This window comes from Sphaerisporangium rhizosphaerae (genome assembly GCF_042665155.1).
In the GTDB taxonomy this organism is placed as follows: Bacteria; Actinomycetota; Actinomycetes; order Streptosporangiales; family Streptosporangiaceae; genus Sphaerisporangium; species Sphaerisporangium rhizosphaerae.
This window is the reverse complement of the sequence record NZ_JBHTCG010000033.1, coordinates 15,198-28,992: the sequence shown is the minus strand read 5'-3', so window position 1 is coordinate 28,992 and position 13,795 is coordinate 15,198. Positions and strand designations below refer to the sequence as shown.

The window sequence follows — 13,795 nt, the reverse complement described above, 5'->3', positions numbered from 1 at the left end:
AAGGAGGTGACATGGGGATCGACGTGCACCAGCACATCTGGACGCCCGGGTTCGTGGAGGCGCTGCGCCGGCGGGCCACGCCGCCGTTCCTGTCGGGCTGGACGCTGCACCTCGACGGCGAGGCGCCGTACGAGGTGAACCCCCGTGACCACGACCTCCGCCACCGGCTCGGCTTCAACCGCGACCACGGCATCGACCTGGCGCTGGTGTCGCTGTCCAGCCCGCTCGGCGTCGAGCACCTGCCGCCCGGCGACGCCTGGCCGCTGCTCGACGCCTACCACGAGGGGGCGCTGAGCCTGCCGCCGTCATTCCGGGCCTGGGCCTCCGCCTGCGTCAGCGCGGTCGACCCCGCGCGCACCGCCGAGGCGCTGGACCGCGGCTTCGCCGGGCTCCAGCTCCCCGCGACCGCCCTGCTGGACGCCGAGGGCCTCGCCCGCGTCGCGCCGCTGCTCGACCTGCTCCACGACCGCGACCTGCCGCTGTTCGTCCATCCGGGCCCGGCGGGCGCCGCCGAGGGGCCCGCGTGGTGGCCGGCGCTGGTGCCCTACGTCCAGCAGATGCACGCCGCCTGGTACGCCTTCCGCGCGTTCGGCCGGCCGCGGCACCCGCGCCTGCGGGTCTGCTTCGCGCTGCTCGCCGGCCTGGCCCCGCTGCACGTGGAGCGCCTCATCGCCCGGGGCGGCTCGGCGCGCGGCTCGGTCGACCCCGACGCCTACCTCGAGACCTCCTCCTACGGCCACCAGGCCATCGACGCGATCACCCGGGTGGTCGGCGTCGAGGTCGTGGTGCTCGGCTCGGACGCCCCCTACGCCGAGCCCGCCCGCACGCTGCTCGGCGAGGCCATCGAGCAGCAGATATCCCTCACCAACCCCACGCGCCTGCTCTCTCTGGAAGGAGCCGTGCACCGATGACCTGGGAGTCATTGCCCGACCGATACCTGGACAAGCGCGAACTGCGCGATCTCGTCGAAGACCTCGCGGCGCGTCCCGAGGTGTGGGCGCCGCACGTCGCCTTCGGGGACAGCGGAGAGGCGCGCCACTACGCCTCCCTCCACCGCGACTCCTTCGTGGACGTCTGGGTCATCTGCTGGCGGCCCGAGGACGACACGGGCTGGCACGACCACGACGTCTCCTCCGGCGCCGTCCGAGTGGTCGCGGGCACGCTGAAGGAGTCCAACCCGCGCATCGGGGGCGAGCCGCTGGAGACGCTCGTCTCCGAGGGCGAGGCGCTGTCGTTCGGGCCCGAGCACATCCACCGGATCAACGGCCACGCGCCGGCCACCGTGTCGATCCACGCCTACTCTCCCCCGCTGTGGCGCCTCGGTCAGTACTCCATCAGCGACGACGGCGTCATGCGCCGCGCCTCGGTGAGCTACGCGGACGAGCTGCGCCCGGCGGACGCGGAGGCGCTGGTCTGACCGGCGCCGCCTGCCGGCGGCGCCCGGCCACGGGCCCCCCTTCACCGGAGGCCTGAGCGGAGGGCCCGCCTTCACCGGCCGCCCGGGCGTAGAAGGCTCCCCCGCCGGACGCTTGCGCATTGGCCCCTTCTTCTTCGTCGGGCGTCTCAGCGGGGGAGCCGTCTGTGCCGCTCGCCCCGTGCACGAGGCCGGCTCCGCGGACGACCTCGTCGCGGACCTGCCGGGCGACGCCCGGGTCGTCGCTGAACACCCCGTCGACGCCGAGCCCGTACAGCGTCCGGAGCCAGCCGGCCACGTCGCCGTGCGCGCTCGCGTACCCGGGGGCCGCCGGGTCGCCCAGCCGGAACGGGGCGGGAAGGTAGGCGTTCTCCGGCCGGACCGTCCAGACGTGGATGTCCAGATCCTGCCGGTGGGCGTCGGCGACCAGCGGGGTGGGGGCGCCCAGCCGGCCGTGGCGGTCGACCGGCCGCACCAGATCGGTGGGGACGCCGACGGCATCGGCGTAGGTGGCGATCTCGGCCAGCCCTCCGGGGGTGGCCAGGTCGCGGTAGGTGCGCCGGTCGCCCTTGGTCACCAGGTCGCGGGGCGCGCCGGCCGCCTCCAGGAGCTGGACCAGCCGCAGCCGCGTCCGGTGGCGCAGCGCCCGCAGGTTCGCGGTCTCGAACGACTCGATCCACACCGGGTCGGCCCGCTCGCGCCAGCCGTAGCGGCCGAGCGTCGCGAGCAGCGGCCCTTCCAGGGGCAGCCCGATGGAGGCGAAGTAGCCGGGGTGCTTGGTCTCGGCGTAGACGCCGACGCCCGACCGCTTGGCGAGCGCCACGATCTCCTTGAAGGTGGCGACGGACGCGAGGCCGTCGAAGGCGGCGCTGCCCGGCCGCAGGGCCGGCAGCCGTTCGACGGCGCGCAGAGTGCGCAGCTCGGCGAGGGTGAAGTCCTCGGTGAACCAGCCGGTGAGCGTGCGTCCGTCGATCACCTTGGTCGTCCTGCGCGCGGCGAACTCGGGGTGGCGGGCGACGTCGGTGGTCTGGGAGATCTCGTTCTCGTGCCGGGCGACCAGCACATGGTCCTTGGTGGACACCAGGTCGGGCTCCAGGAGGTCCGCGCCCATGGCGATGGCCATCCGGTAGGACGGCAGGGTGTGCTCGGGCCGGTACGCGCAGGCGCCCCGGTGCGCGATGACGACCGGGTACGACCGCGACCCCCCGCGCGACGCCGGCCGTGGGGCGGCCACGGCGACGGAGGCGAGGGAGGACATGTCGGACGAGGCGCCGGCGGAGGCGGTGGAGGCGGTGCCGCCCGACAGCAGGGCCAGCAGAGACAGCAGGGCCGGCAGGCCCGCCGGCGCGCCGGCCGCAGGCCATCGAACGCAGGTCACGCTCGATGTTATGCCTGGTCAGAGGATTTCCCTCGCGCATGACACGCGCACCGCGGTGGGCGGAGGACGACGACTATGGAGGATCACCAGCGACCGTGCTCCGTTATCGGTAATCATCTGCACAGAACAGCGATCATCCCGACATTTCAGAAAGACCGGTGCCGTCCCGCGCCGGGTCCGGCGACGGACGGGCGGGCCGCGCCGATATCGGAGGCATGTATGCACGGATCGTCCCTCCCCCGCCGCGCCTTACTCAAGGGCGTGGGCCTTGGCGCCCTCGCCGCGGCCGGCGCCGCCTGCGGCGCGCCCGGCGAGGAGATCCGGACCGACAGCGGAAAGATCGTGATCGGCTTCGTCAGCCCCCGATCGGGGGCGCTCGCCGGCTTCGCCTCCGGAGACGACTTCGTCGTGGACCGCGTCCGCCAGACCCCGCCCTACGCCAACGGGTTCACCGTCGGCGGCCGCAGGTACGACGTGGAGATCGTGGTGAAGGACAGCGTGTCCGACCCCCGGCTGGCCGCGCGGGCGGCCGGTGAGCTCATCGCGCACCACCGGGCCGACATGGTCCTCACCAGCTCCGCCCCCGAGACGACCAACCCGGTGGCGTCGGTGTGCGAGGCCCAGGGCATCCCCTGCGTCGCGACCGTCGTCCCCTGGGAGGCCTGGTACTTCTCCCGCCAGGCCGACGCCGCCCATCCCCGCCCCTTCACGTACACGACGATGTTCTTCCTCGGCGTCGACCAGTTCGGCGGGTGCTTCGTCCCGATGTGGAACCGGGTCCCCACCAACAAGGTGGTGGCCGGCATGTTCCCCGACGACGCCGACGGCAACGCCTTCCGGCGCGCCTGGCCGGCGATCATCGAGAAGGCGGGATACACCTGGGTGGACGGCGGCGCCTACAACGACGGCCGCGACTTCGCCCGGATGATCGCCAAGTTCCGGCGCGAGCGGTGCGAGATCTTCATCAACGCCCCGCTGACCCCCGACTTCAACCGCATGTGGCGGCAGGCGGCGAGCGAGGGGTTCCGTCCCCGGCTGGCCACGGTGGCCAAGGTCCTGCTGTTCCCCTCCGACACGCTGCCCCTGGGCGGCCTGGTGGACAACATCGCCACCGACTCCTGGTGGGGCCCCTACATGCCGAACACCTCCTCGCTGGACGGCGAGAGCGCCAAGAACCTCGCCGAGGCCTACCAGTCGGCCAGCGGCCGGCAGTGGCTGCAGACCCTCGGCTCGGTCTACTCGCTGTTCGAGATCGCCCACCAGGCGTTCACGAAGGTCGACTCGCCGCGGGACCGCCAGGCCGTCGCCGCGCGGCTCAGGACGCTGAACTACTCCGGCATGTCCGGCGTGCTGGACTTCTCCCGCGGGCCGGTGCCGGGCGTCGCCGTCCAGCAGCCCGTGGGGGTGCAGTGGAAGAGGGGCGTCGGACGGTTCCCCTACGAGATGATGGTCGTGGACAACAGCCTCAACCCGGCCGTCCCCCTCGGCGCCGACCTGGCCCCGACGAATCCGTGAGCGGCGCCGGCGGGCGCCCCGCCAGCACGCCCGAGACCAGTTGCAGCCCACACGCCGCCAGCCCCACGGCCAGCGGCACCGTCCAGCCGCCCGAGAGCTGGTGCAGCAGCCCGATCAGGAAGGGACCGAGCGCGGCGAGCAGGTAGCCCGACGACTGCGCCACGGCCGACAGCGCGGTCACCGAGGCCGGGTCGGGCGCCCGCAGCGCGATGATCAGCAGCGCGAGCGCGATCGACGCCCCCTGCCCCACCCCGAGAATGATCATCCACAGCCACGGCACCGTGGCCGGCCAGAACAGCACGCCCACGTACCCGGCGGCCGTCAGCAGCGCGGCGGCCACGATGTGCGGCGCCTGCGACCGGGCCCGGCCGGCGTGCGAGGGCACCGTCAGGGTGGCGGCGAGCTGTGCGAGGTTGGTCAGGGCGAGCAGGTAGCCGGCCTGGTCCGCCGGCAGCCCGGAGTCGCGGAAGATCGTCGGCAGCCAGGCCAGCAGGATGTAGAAGGTCAGCGACTGCACGCCCATGAAGGTCATGACGTACCAGGTCACGCGGCTGCGCAGCAGCGCGGCGTACGGCCGGTGCCCGGCGCCGGCGCGCCCGCCGCGCGCGAGCCGGCCGAACGCCTGCGGCGCCCACAGCAGTGCCGCCGCCAGCGCCAGGACGGCCACCGAGCAGGCCGCCACGCGCCAGCCGTACCGCTGCTCGATCGGCACCATCAGCGCCGAGGCCGACGCGGCGCCGGTCACCAGGCCCGAGACGTAGACGCCGGTGAACAGGCCGACGCGGTCGGGGAAGTGCTGTTTGACCACCCCGGGCATCACCACGTTCATGATCGCGATGGCGGTGCCGGCGATGGCGGACCCGGCGTAGAGGGTCACGACGCCGCCGAGTCCGCGCACGAGGGTGCCCGCGGCCAGGATGAGCAGCCCGATGAGCAGCGTGCGGTCGAGCCCGGCCCTGGCCGCCAGGGCGGGGGCGACCGGGGCCAGCAGGCCGAGGCAGACCACCATGACCGTGGTGATCCCCCCGCCGGCGGCCGGGGTCAGGCCGAGGTCGGCCATGATCTCGCTCAGCAGCGGCGAGACGCCGGCGAGCGCGGGCCGCAGGTTCAGCGCGGCGAGCACGAAACCCGCCACCAGCAGCACACCCGCCGCAGCCGGACGCCCGCCACCCGCAGACGGGGCGGGCGTCCGCTCGCGTTCTTGGCCGGAACCGGGGGGCGAGGCGGACTCGGGCGTCCCCTCGCCTTCTTGTCCGGCGTCGGGGCCGACCGGGGTGGGGTCCGGCGTCCGCTCGCGTTCTGGTCCGGGATCGGGGGCGGCCGGGGGCTTCATAGACCCCGGAGCCTATCGGTGGCCATCAGAACGGATAGCGCGCGATGTCGCCCTGCATGGTCACCCACTGGGTGTCGGTGAACGCCTCGATGTTCGCCCGGGTGCCACCGAACCGCGACCCGGTCCCGGAGGATCCGACGCCGCCGAACGGCGCCACCGCCTCGTCGTCCACGGTCTGGTCGTTGATGTGGACGATGCCCGTGGGGATGAGGTCGGCGAGCGCCAGACCCTTCATCGCGTCGCGGGTAAGGATGCCGAGCGACAGCCCGTACTCGCTGTCGCCGGCCAGCGACGCCGCCTCCTCCAGGGAGGAGAACGGCATCACCGGAGCGACCGGGCCGAAGACCTCCTCGGCGTACGCGGGCGCGGAGGTCGTCAGGTCGGTCAGCACGGTCGGGCGGTAGAACAGCTCCTCGTAGGTGCCACCGGCCGCGAGGCGGGCCCCGCTGTCGAGGCTGCCGGTGACCAGCGCGTGGACCTTGTCCCGCTGCCGCCGGTCGATGAGCGGGCCCAGGGCGACCTGCTGGGTGGCCGGGTCGCCGACCGGCATCTGGTCGGCCTTGGCGGCGAGCCGCTCGACGTACTCGTCCTTGACCGAGGCGTGGACCAGGTGCCGTCCCGCGGTCATGCAGATCTGCCCCTGGTGGAAGAACGAGCCCCACGCGCCCGCCGAGACGGCGAGGTCCACGTCGGCGTCGTCCAGGACGATGAGCGCGGAGTTGCCGCCGAGCTCCAGGTGGACGCGCTTGAGGTGCCGCGCGGCCAGCTCGCCGACCTTGCGTCCGGCCGCCGTCGAGCCGGTGAACGACACGACGCGGACGCGCGGGTCGGTGACCAGCGCCTCGCCGGCGTCCACGCCGCCGGGCAGCATGTGCAGCAGGCCCGCCGGCAGTCCGGCCTCCTCGAAGACGCGGGCGATGGCGACGCCGCCGCAGACGGCGGTGCGCGGGTCGGGTTTGAACACCACGGCGTTGCCGAGCGCGAGCGCCGGGGCGACCGACCGGATGCCGAGGATCAGCGGCGCGTTGAACGGCGCGATCACCCCCACCACGCCCACCGGCACGCGCCGGGCCAGGCTGAGGCGCTGCTTCGCGGTCGGCAGGATCTCGCCGGGCGGCTGGGAGGCCAGCGCGGCGGCCTCGTAGCACTCCTGCGCGGCGACGTGGGTCTCGAAGGCGGCCTTGCCGGGGATGGAGCCGGACTCGCGGACGAGCCAGTGCTGGATGTCGGCGGCGTGGTCCTCGAACAGCCGGCCGGCCCTGCGCAGGACGGCCGCGCGCTCCTCGAAGGAGGCGGCGGCCCACGCGCGCTGGGCCCGCGCGGCCTGCCCTGCCGCCGTCGCGATGTCGGCGGGACCGGCGATCCCGGCGCGGCCGATCTCCTTGCCGGTGGCGGGCTCGATCACCGCCGCGTCGCCGGCCTGGGACCCCGTCCAGCCGCTGCCGCCGTAGACCGATCCGGACCAGATCTTCGGGTCGAGGAATTCCATGGTCAACGCCTTTCCGTGGTGCTCTGTCGCTGAGCCGGCACCGCCGCCCGCCGCAGGCGCTCCAAGGGGCCGTCAACGCTCGTTCGCCTTGCGAACACGAACTCCGCAGAACGAACGTGTCAGTGCAAGCTATCCCTGCGACCAAACCGCGTCAATGTCCGAAAACACCCGTCCCCACCGCACTTTCGGCCGCCCCACATCCGCTGGTATGAGCGGCCGCGCGTACGCCTGCTGGTATAACGGTCACCGCGAGAGGGGACCTGACCATGGCGGAGGAGTACGTCCAGTCGCTGGCCCGCGGGCTCGCGGTCATCCGGGCCTTCGACGCCGCGCATCCGGAGCTCACGCTGAGCGAAGTGGCCCGTTCCACCGGCCTCACCCGCGCGGCGGCGCGCCGGTTCCTGCTCACGCTGGTCGAGCTCGGGTACGTCCGCACCGACGGCCGGCTGTTCGCGCTGTCCCCCCGGGTGCTGGAGCTCGGGTACGCCTACCTGTCCGGCCTGTCGCTGCCCGAGGTCGCCCTCCCCCACCTGGAACGGCTGGTCGCCGAGGTCCACGAGTCCGCCTCGGTCTCGGTGCTCGACGACGGCGACATCGTGTACGTGGCCCGGGTCCCGACCACGCGCATCATGCGGGTGACCATCAGCATCGGCACGCGCTTCCCCGCCCACTGCACCTCGATGGGACGGGTTCTGCTCGCCTGGCTGCCGCCCGCCGACCTCGACGCCTACTTCGCCTCCGCCGACCTCGAACGGCGCACCTCCCGCACGATCACCTCCCGCGACGCGCTGGCCGCCGAACTCGAACGAGTGCGGGCCCAGGGGTGGGCCATGGTGGACCAGGAGCTGGAGGAGGGCCTGCGCTCGATCGCCGCGCCCATCCGCGACCGAGCGGGCCAGGTCGTCGCGGCCGTGAACCTCTCCTCGCACGCCAGCCGCACCACCGTGGATTCCGCCCGCCGCGACCTGCTTCCCCCGTTGCTCGCCACCGCCGCCCGCGTCGAGGCCGACCTCCACACCACCACCGGCCCCCACCCCTCGGCCCTTTGAACCTCCCACATCCCGGCACCATCGGCCCCCGGCAGCGACGTCACTTCGGGGTCTGACGCCCCGGTCAGAGCTCGTGACAACGTTGTCACATCGCGCTCCGATACGGAATGATGCGGAGCGTGGCAGAGACCAGGCGCGGGCGGCCTACGATGAACGACGTCGCGGCCACGGCAGGCGTCGCGCTCAAGACGGTGTCCCGCGTGGTCAACGACGAGCCGGGTGTCAACGCGGCGACCGCCGAACGGGTGCGCCAGGCCATCGAGCTGCTCGGTTACCGCCGCAACGACGGCGCCCGGGTGCTCCGGCGAGGGCGCACGGCCAGCATCGGTCTCATCATCGAGGACGTCGCCGACCCGTTCTACTCCGGCCTGAGCCGCGCCGTGGAGGATGTCGCGCTGCGCAACGGCTCCCTGGTCTTCACCGGCTCCTCAGGCGAGGACCCGCAGCGCGAGCGCGCGCTGGTGCTGGCCTTCTGCGCCCGGCGCGTCGACGGGCTGGTCATCGTGCCGGCGGGGTACGACCACGGCTACCTCGCCCCCGAGCTGGCCGCGGGCACCCGCGCCGTCTTCGCCGACCGTCCCCCCGGCCCCGCCGTCGAGGTGGACACCGTGCTGTGCGACAACGACGGAGGCGCGAGGACGGGCGTAGCCCATCTCATCGCGCACGGCCACCGCCGCATCGCCTTCCTCGGCGACCAGGCCGCCATCTTCACCGCCCAGGAACGGCTGCGCGGCTACCGTCAGGCGCTGGAGGCCGCCGGCCTCCCGTACGACCCGGCGCTGGTCTCCATGGGCGTCCCCGAGCAGAGCCGGGTGACCGCGGCCGTGGCCGGCGCGCTGGCGCTCGACCACCCGCCGACCGCCCTGTTCACCGGGAACGGCCAGCTAACCATGGCCGCCCTGCGCGCCCTGGAGACCCTGTCCACCGGCCCGGCCGTCCTCCCCTGCCGCGTCACCCCCGGCGCGGAGGCGTCACGGCCGGCCATCGTCGGTTTCGACGACTTCGCGCTCGCCGACCTGCTGAACCCGGCGATCACCGTGGTAGCCCAGGACCCGACCCGCCTCGGCCGCACCGCCGCCGAACTGCTCTTCCGCCGCCTGACCGGCGAGACCGGCCCGGTCGAACGCATCCGCCTCCCCACCCACCTCATCCCCCGAGGCTCCGGCGAACTCCCCCCACCCGCCTGACCCGTCTCACCCGGCTTTTACGGAGAGATAGGGCCGCCACTTCCATGCGCCTGCAACGACAAAAGGGGCAGATGTGCATATCACCAGTCGGTGTATATGCCCTCTACGACTGGTGTTGGGGCAGTGATTCCCAGTGGCTCCACGACCTCGACGACGACCAATCGATCTACTCGCATGACCACGGCCTGTATCTACCACCCAACGATGGACACATCGAGAGCAAGTTCCTCCACCTGTCCGCTGACGAGCCCAACGAGCTGCCTGACAGCCCGGCCGGCCTGGATAAGGGGGCCGTCGAGACCGTTGCCGAAGCTCTTGAGAAAATTGATCGCGACGCTCTCGTCAACATCCTGTGTGCCGTGCCAGCATCGTGGCCAGTGGCCGACGAAGCCTTGGCCACGCTCGGTTGGTTCCTCGAGCACAGAGCACCCGCGGTAGCCAACCGACTCCGAGCGCTGATCTGAAGGGAGTACATCCATTGGGCAGATACATCTACTCAATCGTTCGCTGCCTTCCTGATCCGCGTACCGGGGAGTTCGTGAACGTCGGCGCCGTGGCTGGAGATGCCGCAACAGGAGATTGGGCTGTGCGGCGCTTGAGCAACACGGACCGGATCAAGAAGTTCGCACCGGCATCGGCCATCGATGTAACAGACCGATTCCTCGCTCGCATGAGTAGCGAGATCGGCGAAGCGCGCGAAGCCTTGGAAACCGGGGCAGGTCACACACTTAGTGCGGACTGGCTAGCCGAGCTACATCATGATCACCGGAACGTCGTGCAACTCAGCCCTCCTGCGCCGATCGTTGCCACCCACGCTGAAGCAGCCTTGGACATCATCTTCGACCACATGATCATCGATCCGGCATCACAACGTCGGCAGGTCGCCATCGGCAAAGATCGAGTGGTTCAAGATCTACGCAAGGCTTATGTGCGGGCCGAGATACCGGCACATCTACTACGACCTAAATCGGATGTATTCATCGGTGACAGGTTGCATTCTACGGTAGATATTGCCATCGCCAATGGCAGAGTAGTACAACTAGCCCAAGGATGGTCTTTCCGCGTCACCGGCTCAGAAAGACTACTCACCCAGGTCAAGGCCTGGGGCTTTGCGTTGGAGCGCCTACGCCGCGGCGACGAAGCCCGAGTGGTCGACGCGCGGGGCCGAGTGAGTGAAGTCGCGCCGGATGTAGACCTGCAAGTAGTCATTGCGACGCCAGAGACGCCTCAACAGGACACAGCCTACGAAGAGGCGGAACAGGTCTTCCGCGCACTCGGCGCCGACGTTCATGCCGTGGAAGACGTCGGCGCGGTAAGTGCCCGCGCAGCCAGCCTCATTCGAGCATTGCTCTGACTTGTTCGATCTGCCGAAGGTCCCGTTCGAGTAGTGGCCGGCTCTGGTGGGCTGAGTGCTGTTTCGTGGATCACGTTGGGACCCAGATGATCAGGACGGCCAGGGTGACGGCGCGGAGGACATCTAGGCGCGTTTGTCGCAGCGCGCGGCCAGGCCGTGGCGGAACCACGGAGGAGCGGCGTCCTTCCACCTGTCGGCCACGAGCCACGCGTCTTCGCTGAGCGCGCCGAGATTCAGGTTCGCATCGAAGGGCTATGGCTCAGCGGGTGGACTCGGCTTGGATGAGCATGCGTTTGAGGAGGGCGATCAGGGTGTCCTGCTCGGCCTGGGTCAGGGGGTGGACCATGCCGTCCTCGGCGGTGCCGCGCAGTTCCATGGCGGCGTACCACCGGGCGTGCCCCTGCTCGGTGAGCTCGACGTCGACGCGCCTGCGGTCCTCGACGCCGCGCAGCCTGCGGACCAGGCCGGCGTTCTCGAGGGTCGCGAGGCGCCCGGTCATGCCGGCCGGCGAGACCATCAGCTCGGTGGCCAGCTCGGACGGCGTCGCCCGCCAGGGCTCGCCCCGGGCCACGAGGCGGTGCAGGGTCTCGAACTCGAACCCCTGAAGGCCGACCTCGGCCAGCGCGCGGTCCTTGGCGTGCGCGACGTGGCGTCCCAGGAGCTGGATGCGCGTGATGATCGCCTCGACCCGTTCGTCGAACGGCGCCTTGTCGCGCCACCGCGCCAGATGCCGATCGACGGAGTCCTCCATCCCGTAAGTATGCTACGCCGACAAGTATTTCGTTGACAAAAGATTAGCTAGCGAAATATGTTCTCGGCCCATGAGCTCACCTGTGCGCCGCCTGCTCGTCGGGCGGACGATCGCGGCCCTGGCGACCGCGCTGATCCCGACGACGCTGACCCTCGCGGTCGTCCGCGCCACCGGCTCCGCCGGCGACCTCGGGCTCGTCCTCGCCTGCGAGATGATCCCGATGCTGCTCATGCTCCCGGTCGCCGGGGTGGTCGCCGACCGCTTCCCTCCGCAGCGGGTCGTCCTCGCGGCCGACCTGGTGCGCGGCGCGGCACAGCTCGGCGTCGCGGCGGAACTGCTCGCGGGCGTGGTCCGCATCCCCGACATCGCGGTGCTGTCGGCGATCACCGGCGCGGGCCTGGCCCTCGGGACGCCCGCGGTGCGGACGCTGGTGGCGGCCGTGGTGGCCGATCAGGAGCGGCTGCGCGTGAACGCGCGCATCGGCGTGGCCCAGGGGCTCGCCCAGGTGGTGGCTCCCGCCACGGCCGGCGCGCTCGTCCTCGCTCTCGGCCCGGGCTGGTCCTCGCTGCTCACCGGCGGACTGTTCGCCGTCTCCGCGCTGACGCTCGGCGGGCTGCGACCCGCCCGCGCCGTCCGGCGGGGCCCGCGCGGGTCGTTCCTCGCCGACCTGCGCGAAGGATGGGTGGAGACCCGCCGGCACCCGTGGTTCCTGGCCAGCGTGCTCGGCCACGGAGTGTGGCACCTGGCCGCCGGTTTCCTGCTGACGCTCGGCCCGCTGATCGCCGTGCGCGATCTCGGCGGTGAGGCCTCGTGGGTGCTGATCACCCAGCTCGGCACCGTCGGCCTGCTGGTGGGCGTCTACGCCGCGCCCCGGCTGCCGGTCCGCCGCCCGCTCGCGGCCGTCGCGGTCGGCGCCGCCGCCTACGCGCTCCCCCTGGCGGCCTTCGGCCCGCCGATGCCGCTGGCGGTGGTCGCCGGAGCCTACTGCGTCGCCATGTTCGGCCTCGGCGTGCTGACCCCTCTCTGGGAGACGTCGTTGCAGCAGCGCATCCCGGAGGAGGCCCTGGGCCGCGTGGGAGCGTTCGACGGGCTCATCTCCTTCGCCGCCCGGCCACTAGGCCTGGCCGTCGCCGCGCCGGTCGCGGCCGTGACCGGCACGGCGGCGCCGCTGGTCGCCGGGGCGGTCCTGGTCGCCGCCGCCAATCTGGCCGTGCTTGCACTGCCGGACGTGCGCCGAGCGCCCGCCGAGGCGACGGCGGAGTTGACTTCACCTTGAGTTGAAGTTCAAGACTGCCCCTCGGACGACGGTCGTCCCATGAGAGGGAGTGGCGGCATGCGCGCTGTACGAGTGGAGCGGTTCGGCGGCCCCGAGGTGCTGGTGGCGGCGGAGGTGCCCGATCCGGTGGCGGAGCCGGGACAGGTCGTGATCGACGTCGCGGCGGCCGACACCCTGTTCGTCGAGACGCAGATCCGCTCCGGGACGGCCCGGCAGTGGTTCGCGGTCGAGCCGCCGTACGTGCCGGGCGGGGCGGTGGCCGGGCGGGTGAGCGCCACGGGCCAGGGCGTGGACGCCGCCTGGGCCGGCCTGACGGTCGCGGCCTGCACCCCGGACTCCCAGGGCGGGTACGCCGAGCGGGTGGCCGTCCCGGCGGAGGCGCTGCTCGCCGTCCCGGACGGCCTGGACCCCACGTGGGCGGCGGCCCTCATGCACGACGGCGTGACGGGGCTCGCGGTCCTCGACGCGGCCGAGGTCAAGCCGGGTGACCGGGTGCTGGTCACGGCGGCGGCCGGCGGCATGGGCATCCTGCTCGTCCAGCTCGCGCGGGCGGCCGGGGCGCGGGTGACCGCGGCGGCGCGCGGGGAGCGCAAACTGGACCTCGCCCAGCGGATGGGCGCCGACGTCGTCGTCGACTACACCGAGCCCGGCTGGGCGGAGCACGTCCGGGAGGTGACCGGCGGCCCCGACGTGGTGTTCGACGGCGCGGGCGGCCGGATCGGGCAGGCGGCGTTCGCGATCGCCGCCCCGGGCGCCCGCTTCTCGGCGCACGGCGCGGCCGGCGGCGGCTTCAGCGCGATCGATCCGGCGGAGGCGGGCCGGCGCCAGATCACCGTTCGCGGCATCCAGGACGTGCAGCTCGGTCTTGCCGAGCGGAACCGGCTGGCCGAGCGGGCCATGGCCGAGGCGGCGGCGGGCCGGCTGGAGCCGGTCATCGGCCGCACCTTCCCCCTCGTCCGGGCCGCCGAGGCGCACGCGGCGATCGAGGCGCGCGAGGTCCCCGGCAAGGCTTTGCTGCTGCCCTGAGGTTCACGAGGGCGGCTTTTCCC

At 72.4% G+C, this 13,795-nt stretch carries 13 protein-coding genes; 9 read left to right on the top strand and 4 right to left on the bottom strand.

Annotated features, from left to right (window positions below):
- Positions 1-11: 11 nt before the first annotated feature.
- Together ACFQSB_RS32780 and ACFQSB_RS32775 are read left to right on the top strand one after the other, a co-directional pair.
- The gene (locus ACFQSB_RS32780) at positions 12-911 is read left to right on the top strand and encodes an amidohydrolase family protein (protein ID WP_380830709.1); all 900 of its coding nucleotides are present in this window, start codon (positions 12-14) and stop codon (positions 909-911) included.
- Positions 908-1,417 (top strand): cysteine dioxygenase, encoded by a 510-nt coding sequence (locus ACFQSB_RS32775; protein WP_354851953.1) that lies wholly within the window; start codon positions 908-910, stop codon positions 1,415-1,417. The genes ACFQSB_RS32780 and ACFQSB_RS32775 overlap by 4 nt, the downstream gene beginning before the upstream one ends.
- Here ACFQSB_RS32775 and ACFQSB_RS32770 read toward each other — a convergent pair.
- Complete coding sequence (locus ACFQSB_RS32770) at positions 1,350-2,792, bottom strand: glycerophosphodiester phosphodiesterase (RefSeq protein WP_380830708.1); 1,443 nt, start codon at positions 2,790-2,792, stop codon at positions 1,350-1,352. The two genes, ACFQSB_RS32775 and ACFQSB_RS32770, sit on opposite strands and share 68 nt — an antisense overlap.
- A 219-nt stretch (positions 2,793-3,011) precedes the next feature.
- Between ACFQSB_RS32770 and ACFQSB_RS32765 the strand changes: the two genes are divergently transcribed.
- Positions 3,012-4,307, top strand: coding sequence for an ABC transporter substrate-binding protein (locus ACFQSB_RS32765; RefSeq protein ID WP_380830707.1), 1,296 nt, complete (start codon positions 3,012-3,014; stop codon positions 4,305-4,307).
- Here the strand turns inward: ACFQSB_RS32765 and ACFQSB_RS32760 are convergent.
- Together ACFQSB_RS32760 and ACFQSB_RS32755 are read right to left on the bottom strand one after the other, a co-directional pair.
- Positions 4,258-5,640: a CynX/NimT family MFS transporter gene (locus ACFQSB_RS32760; protein WP_380830705.1), complete on the bottom strand. Its 1,383-nt coding sequence runs from the start codon at positions 5,638-5,640 to the stop codon at positions 4,258-4,260. The two genes, ACFQSB_RS32765 and ACFQSB_RS32760, sit on opposite strands and share 50 nt — an antisense overlap.
- Positions 5,641-5,665: 25 nt before the next feature.
- On the bottom strand, positions 5,666-7,129 hold the full coding sequence (locus ACFQSB_RS32755) for a benzaldehyde dehydrogenase (protein ID WP_380830704.1): 1,464 nt from the start codon (positions 7,127-7,129) through the stop codon (positions 5,666-5,668).
- Positions 7,130-7,395: 266 nt separating this feature from the next.
- Here ACFQSB_RS32755 and ACFQSB_RS32750 point away from each other — a divergent pair, with 266 nt between their 5' ends.
- The 4 genes from ACFQSB_RS32750 to ACFQSB_RS32735 all read left to right on the top strand — a co-directional run bounded on the left by ACFQSB_RS32750 (position 7,396) and on the right by ACFQSB_RS32735 (position 10,719).
- Positions 7,396-8,178 (top strand): IclR family transcriptional regulator, encoded by a 783-nt coding sequence (locus tag ACFQSB_RS32750; RefSeq protein ID WP_380830703.1) that lies wholly within the window; start codon positions 7,396-7,398, stop codon positions 8,176-8,178.
- Positions 8,179-8,327: 149 nt separating this feature from the next.
- The gene (locus tag ACFQSB_RS32745) at positions 8,328-9,365 is read left to right on the top strand and encodes a LacI family DNA-binding transcriptional regulator (protein ID WP_380830702.1); all 1,038 of its coding nucleotides are present in this window, start codon (positions 8,328-8,330) and stop codon (positions 9,363-9,365) included.
- A 44-nt stretch (positions 9,366-9,409) separates the two neighbouring features.
- Entirely contained in the window at positions 9,410-9,829 is a 420-nt protein-coding gene (locus ACFQSB_RS32740; RefSeq protein ID WP_380830769.1) for a hypothetical protein, read from the top strand.
- Positions 9,718-10,719 carry a DUF3037 domain-containing protein gene (locus ACFQSB_RS32735; RefSeq protein WP_380830701.1) on the top strand — a complete coding sequence of 334 codons (1,002 nt, stop codon included), beginning with the start codon at positions 9,718-9,720 and terminating at the stop codon, positions 10,717-10,719. Before ACFQSB_RS32740 ends, ACFQSB_RS32735 begins: the two co-directional genes overlap by 112 nt.
- A 259-nt stretch (positions 10,720-10,978) precedes the next feature.
- Here ACFQSB_RS32735 and ACFQSB_RS32730 read toward each other — a convergent pair whose 3' ends face one another.
- Positions 10,979-11,470 (bottom strand): MarR family winged helix-turn-helix transcriptional regulator, encoded by a 492-nt coding sequence (locus tag ACFQSB_RS32730; protein WP_354851926.1) that lies wholly within the window; start codon positions 11,468-11,470, stop codon positions 10,979-10,981.
- A gap of 70 nt (positions 11,471-11,540) precedes the next feature.
- Between ACFQSB_RS32730 and ACFQSB_RS32725 the strand changes: the two genes are divergently transcribed.
- Positions 11,541-12,746, top strand: a complete 1,206-nt coding sequence (locus ACFQSB_RS32725; RefSeq protein ID WP_354851925.1) for an MFS transporter — start codon at positions 11,541-11,543, stop codon at positions 12,744-12,746.
- Between the two features lie 57 nt (positions 12,747-12,803).
- Positions 12,804-13,772, top strand: a complete 969-nt coding sequence (locus ACFQSB_RS32720) for a zinc-binding dehydrogenase (protein WP_380830700.1) — start codon at positions 12,804-12,806, stop codon at positions 13,770-13,772.
- Positions 13,773-13,795: the final 23 nt, after the last annotated feature.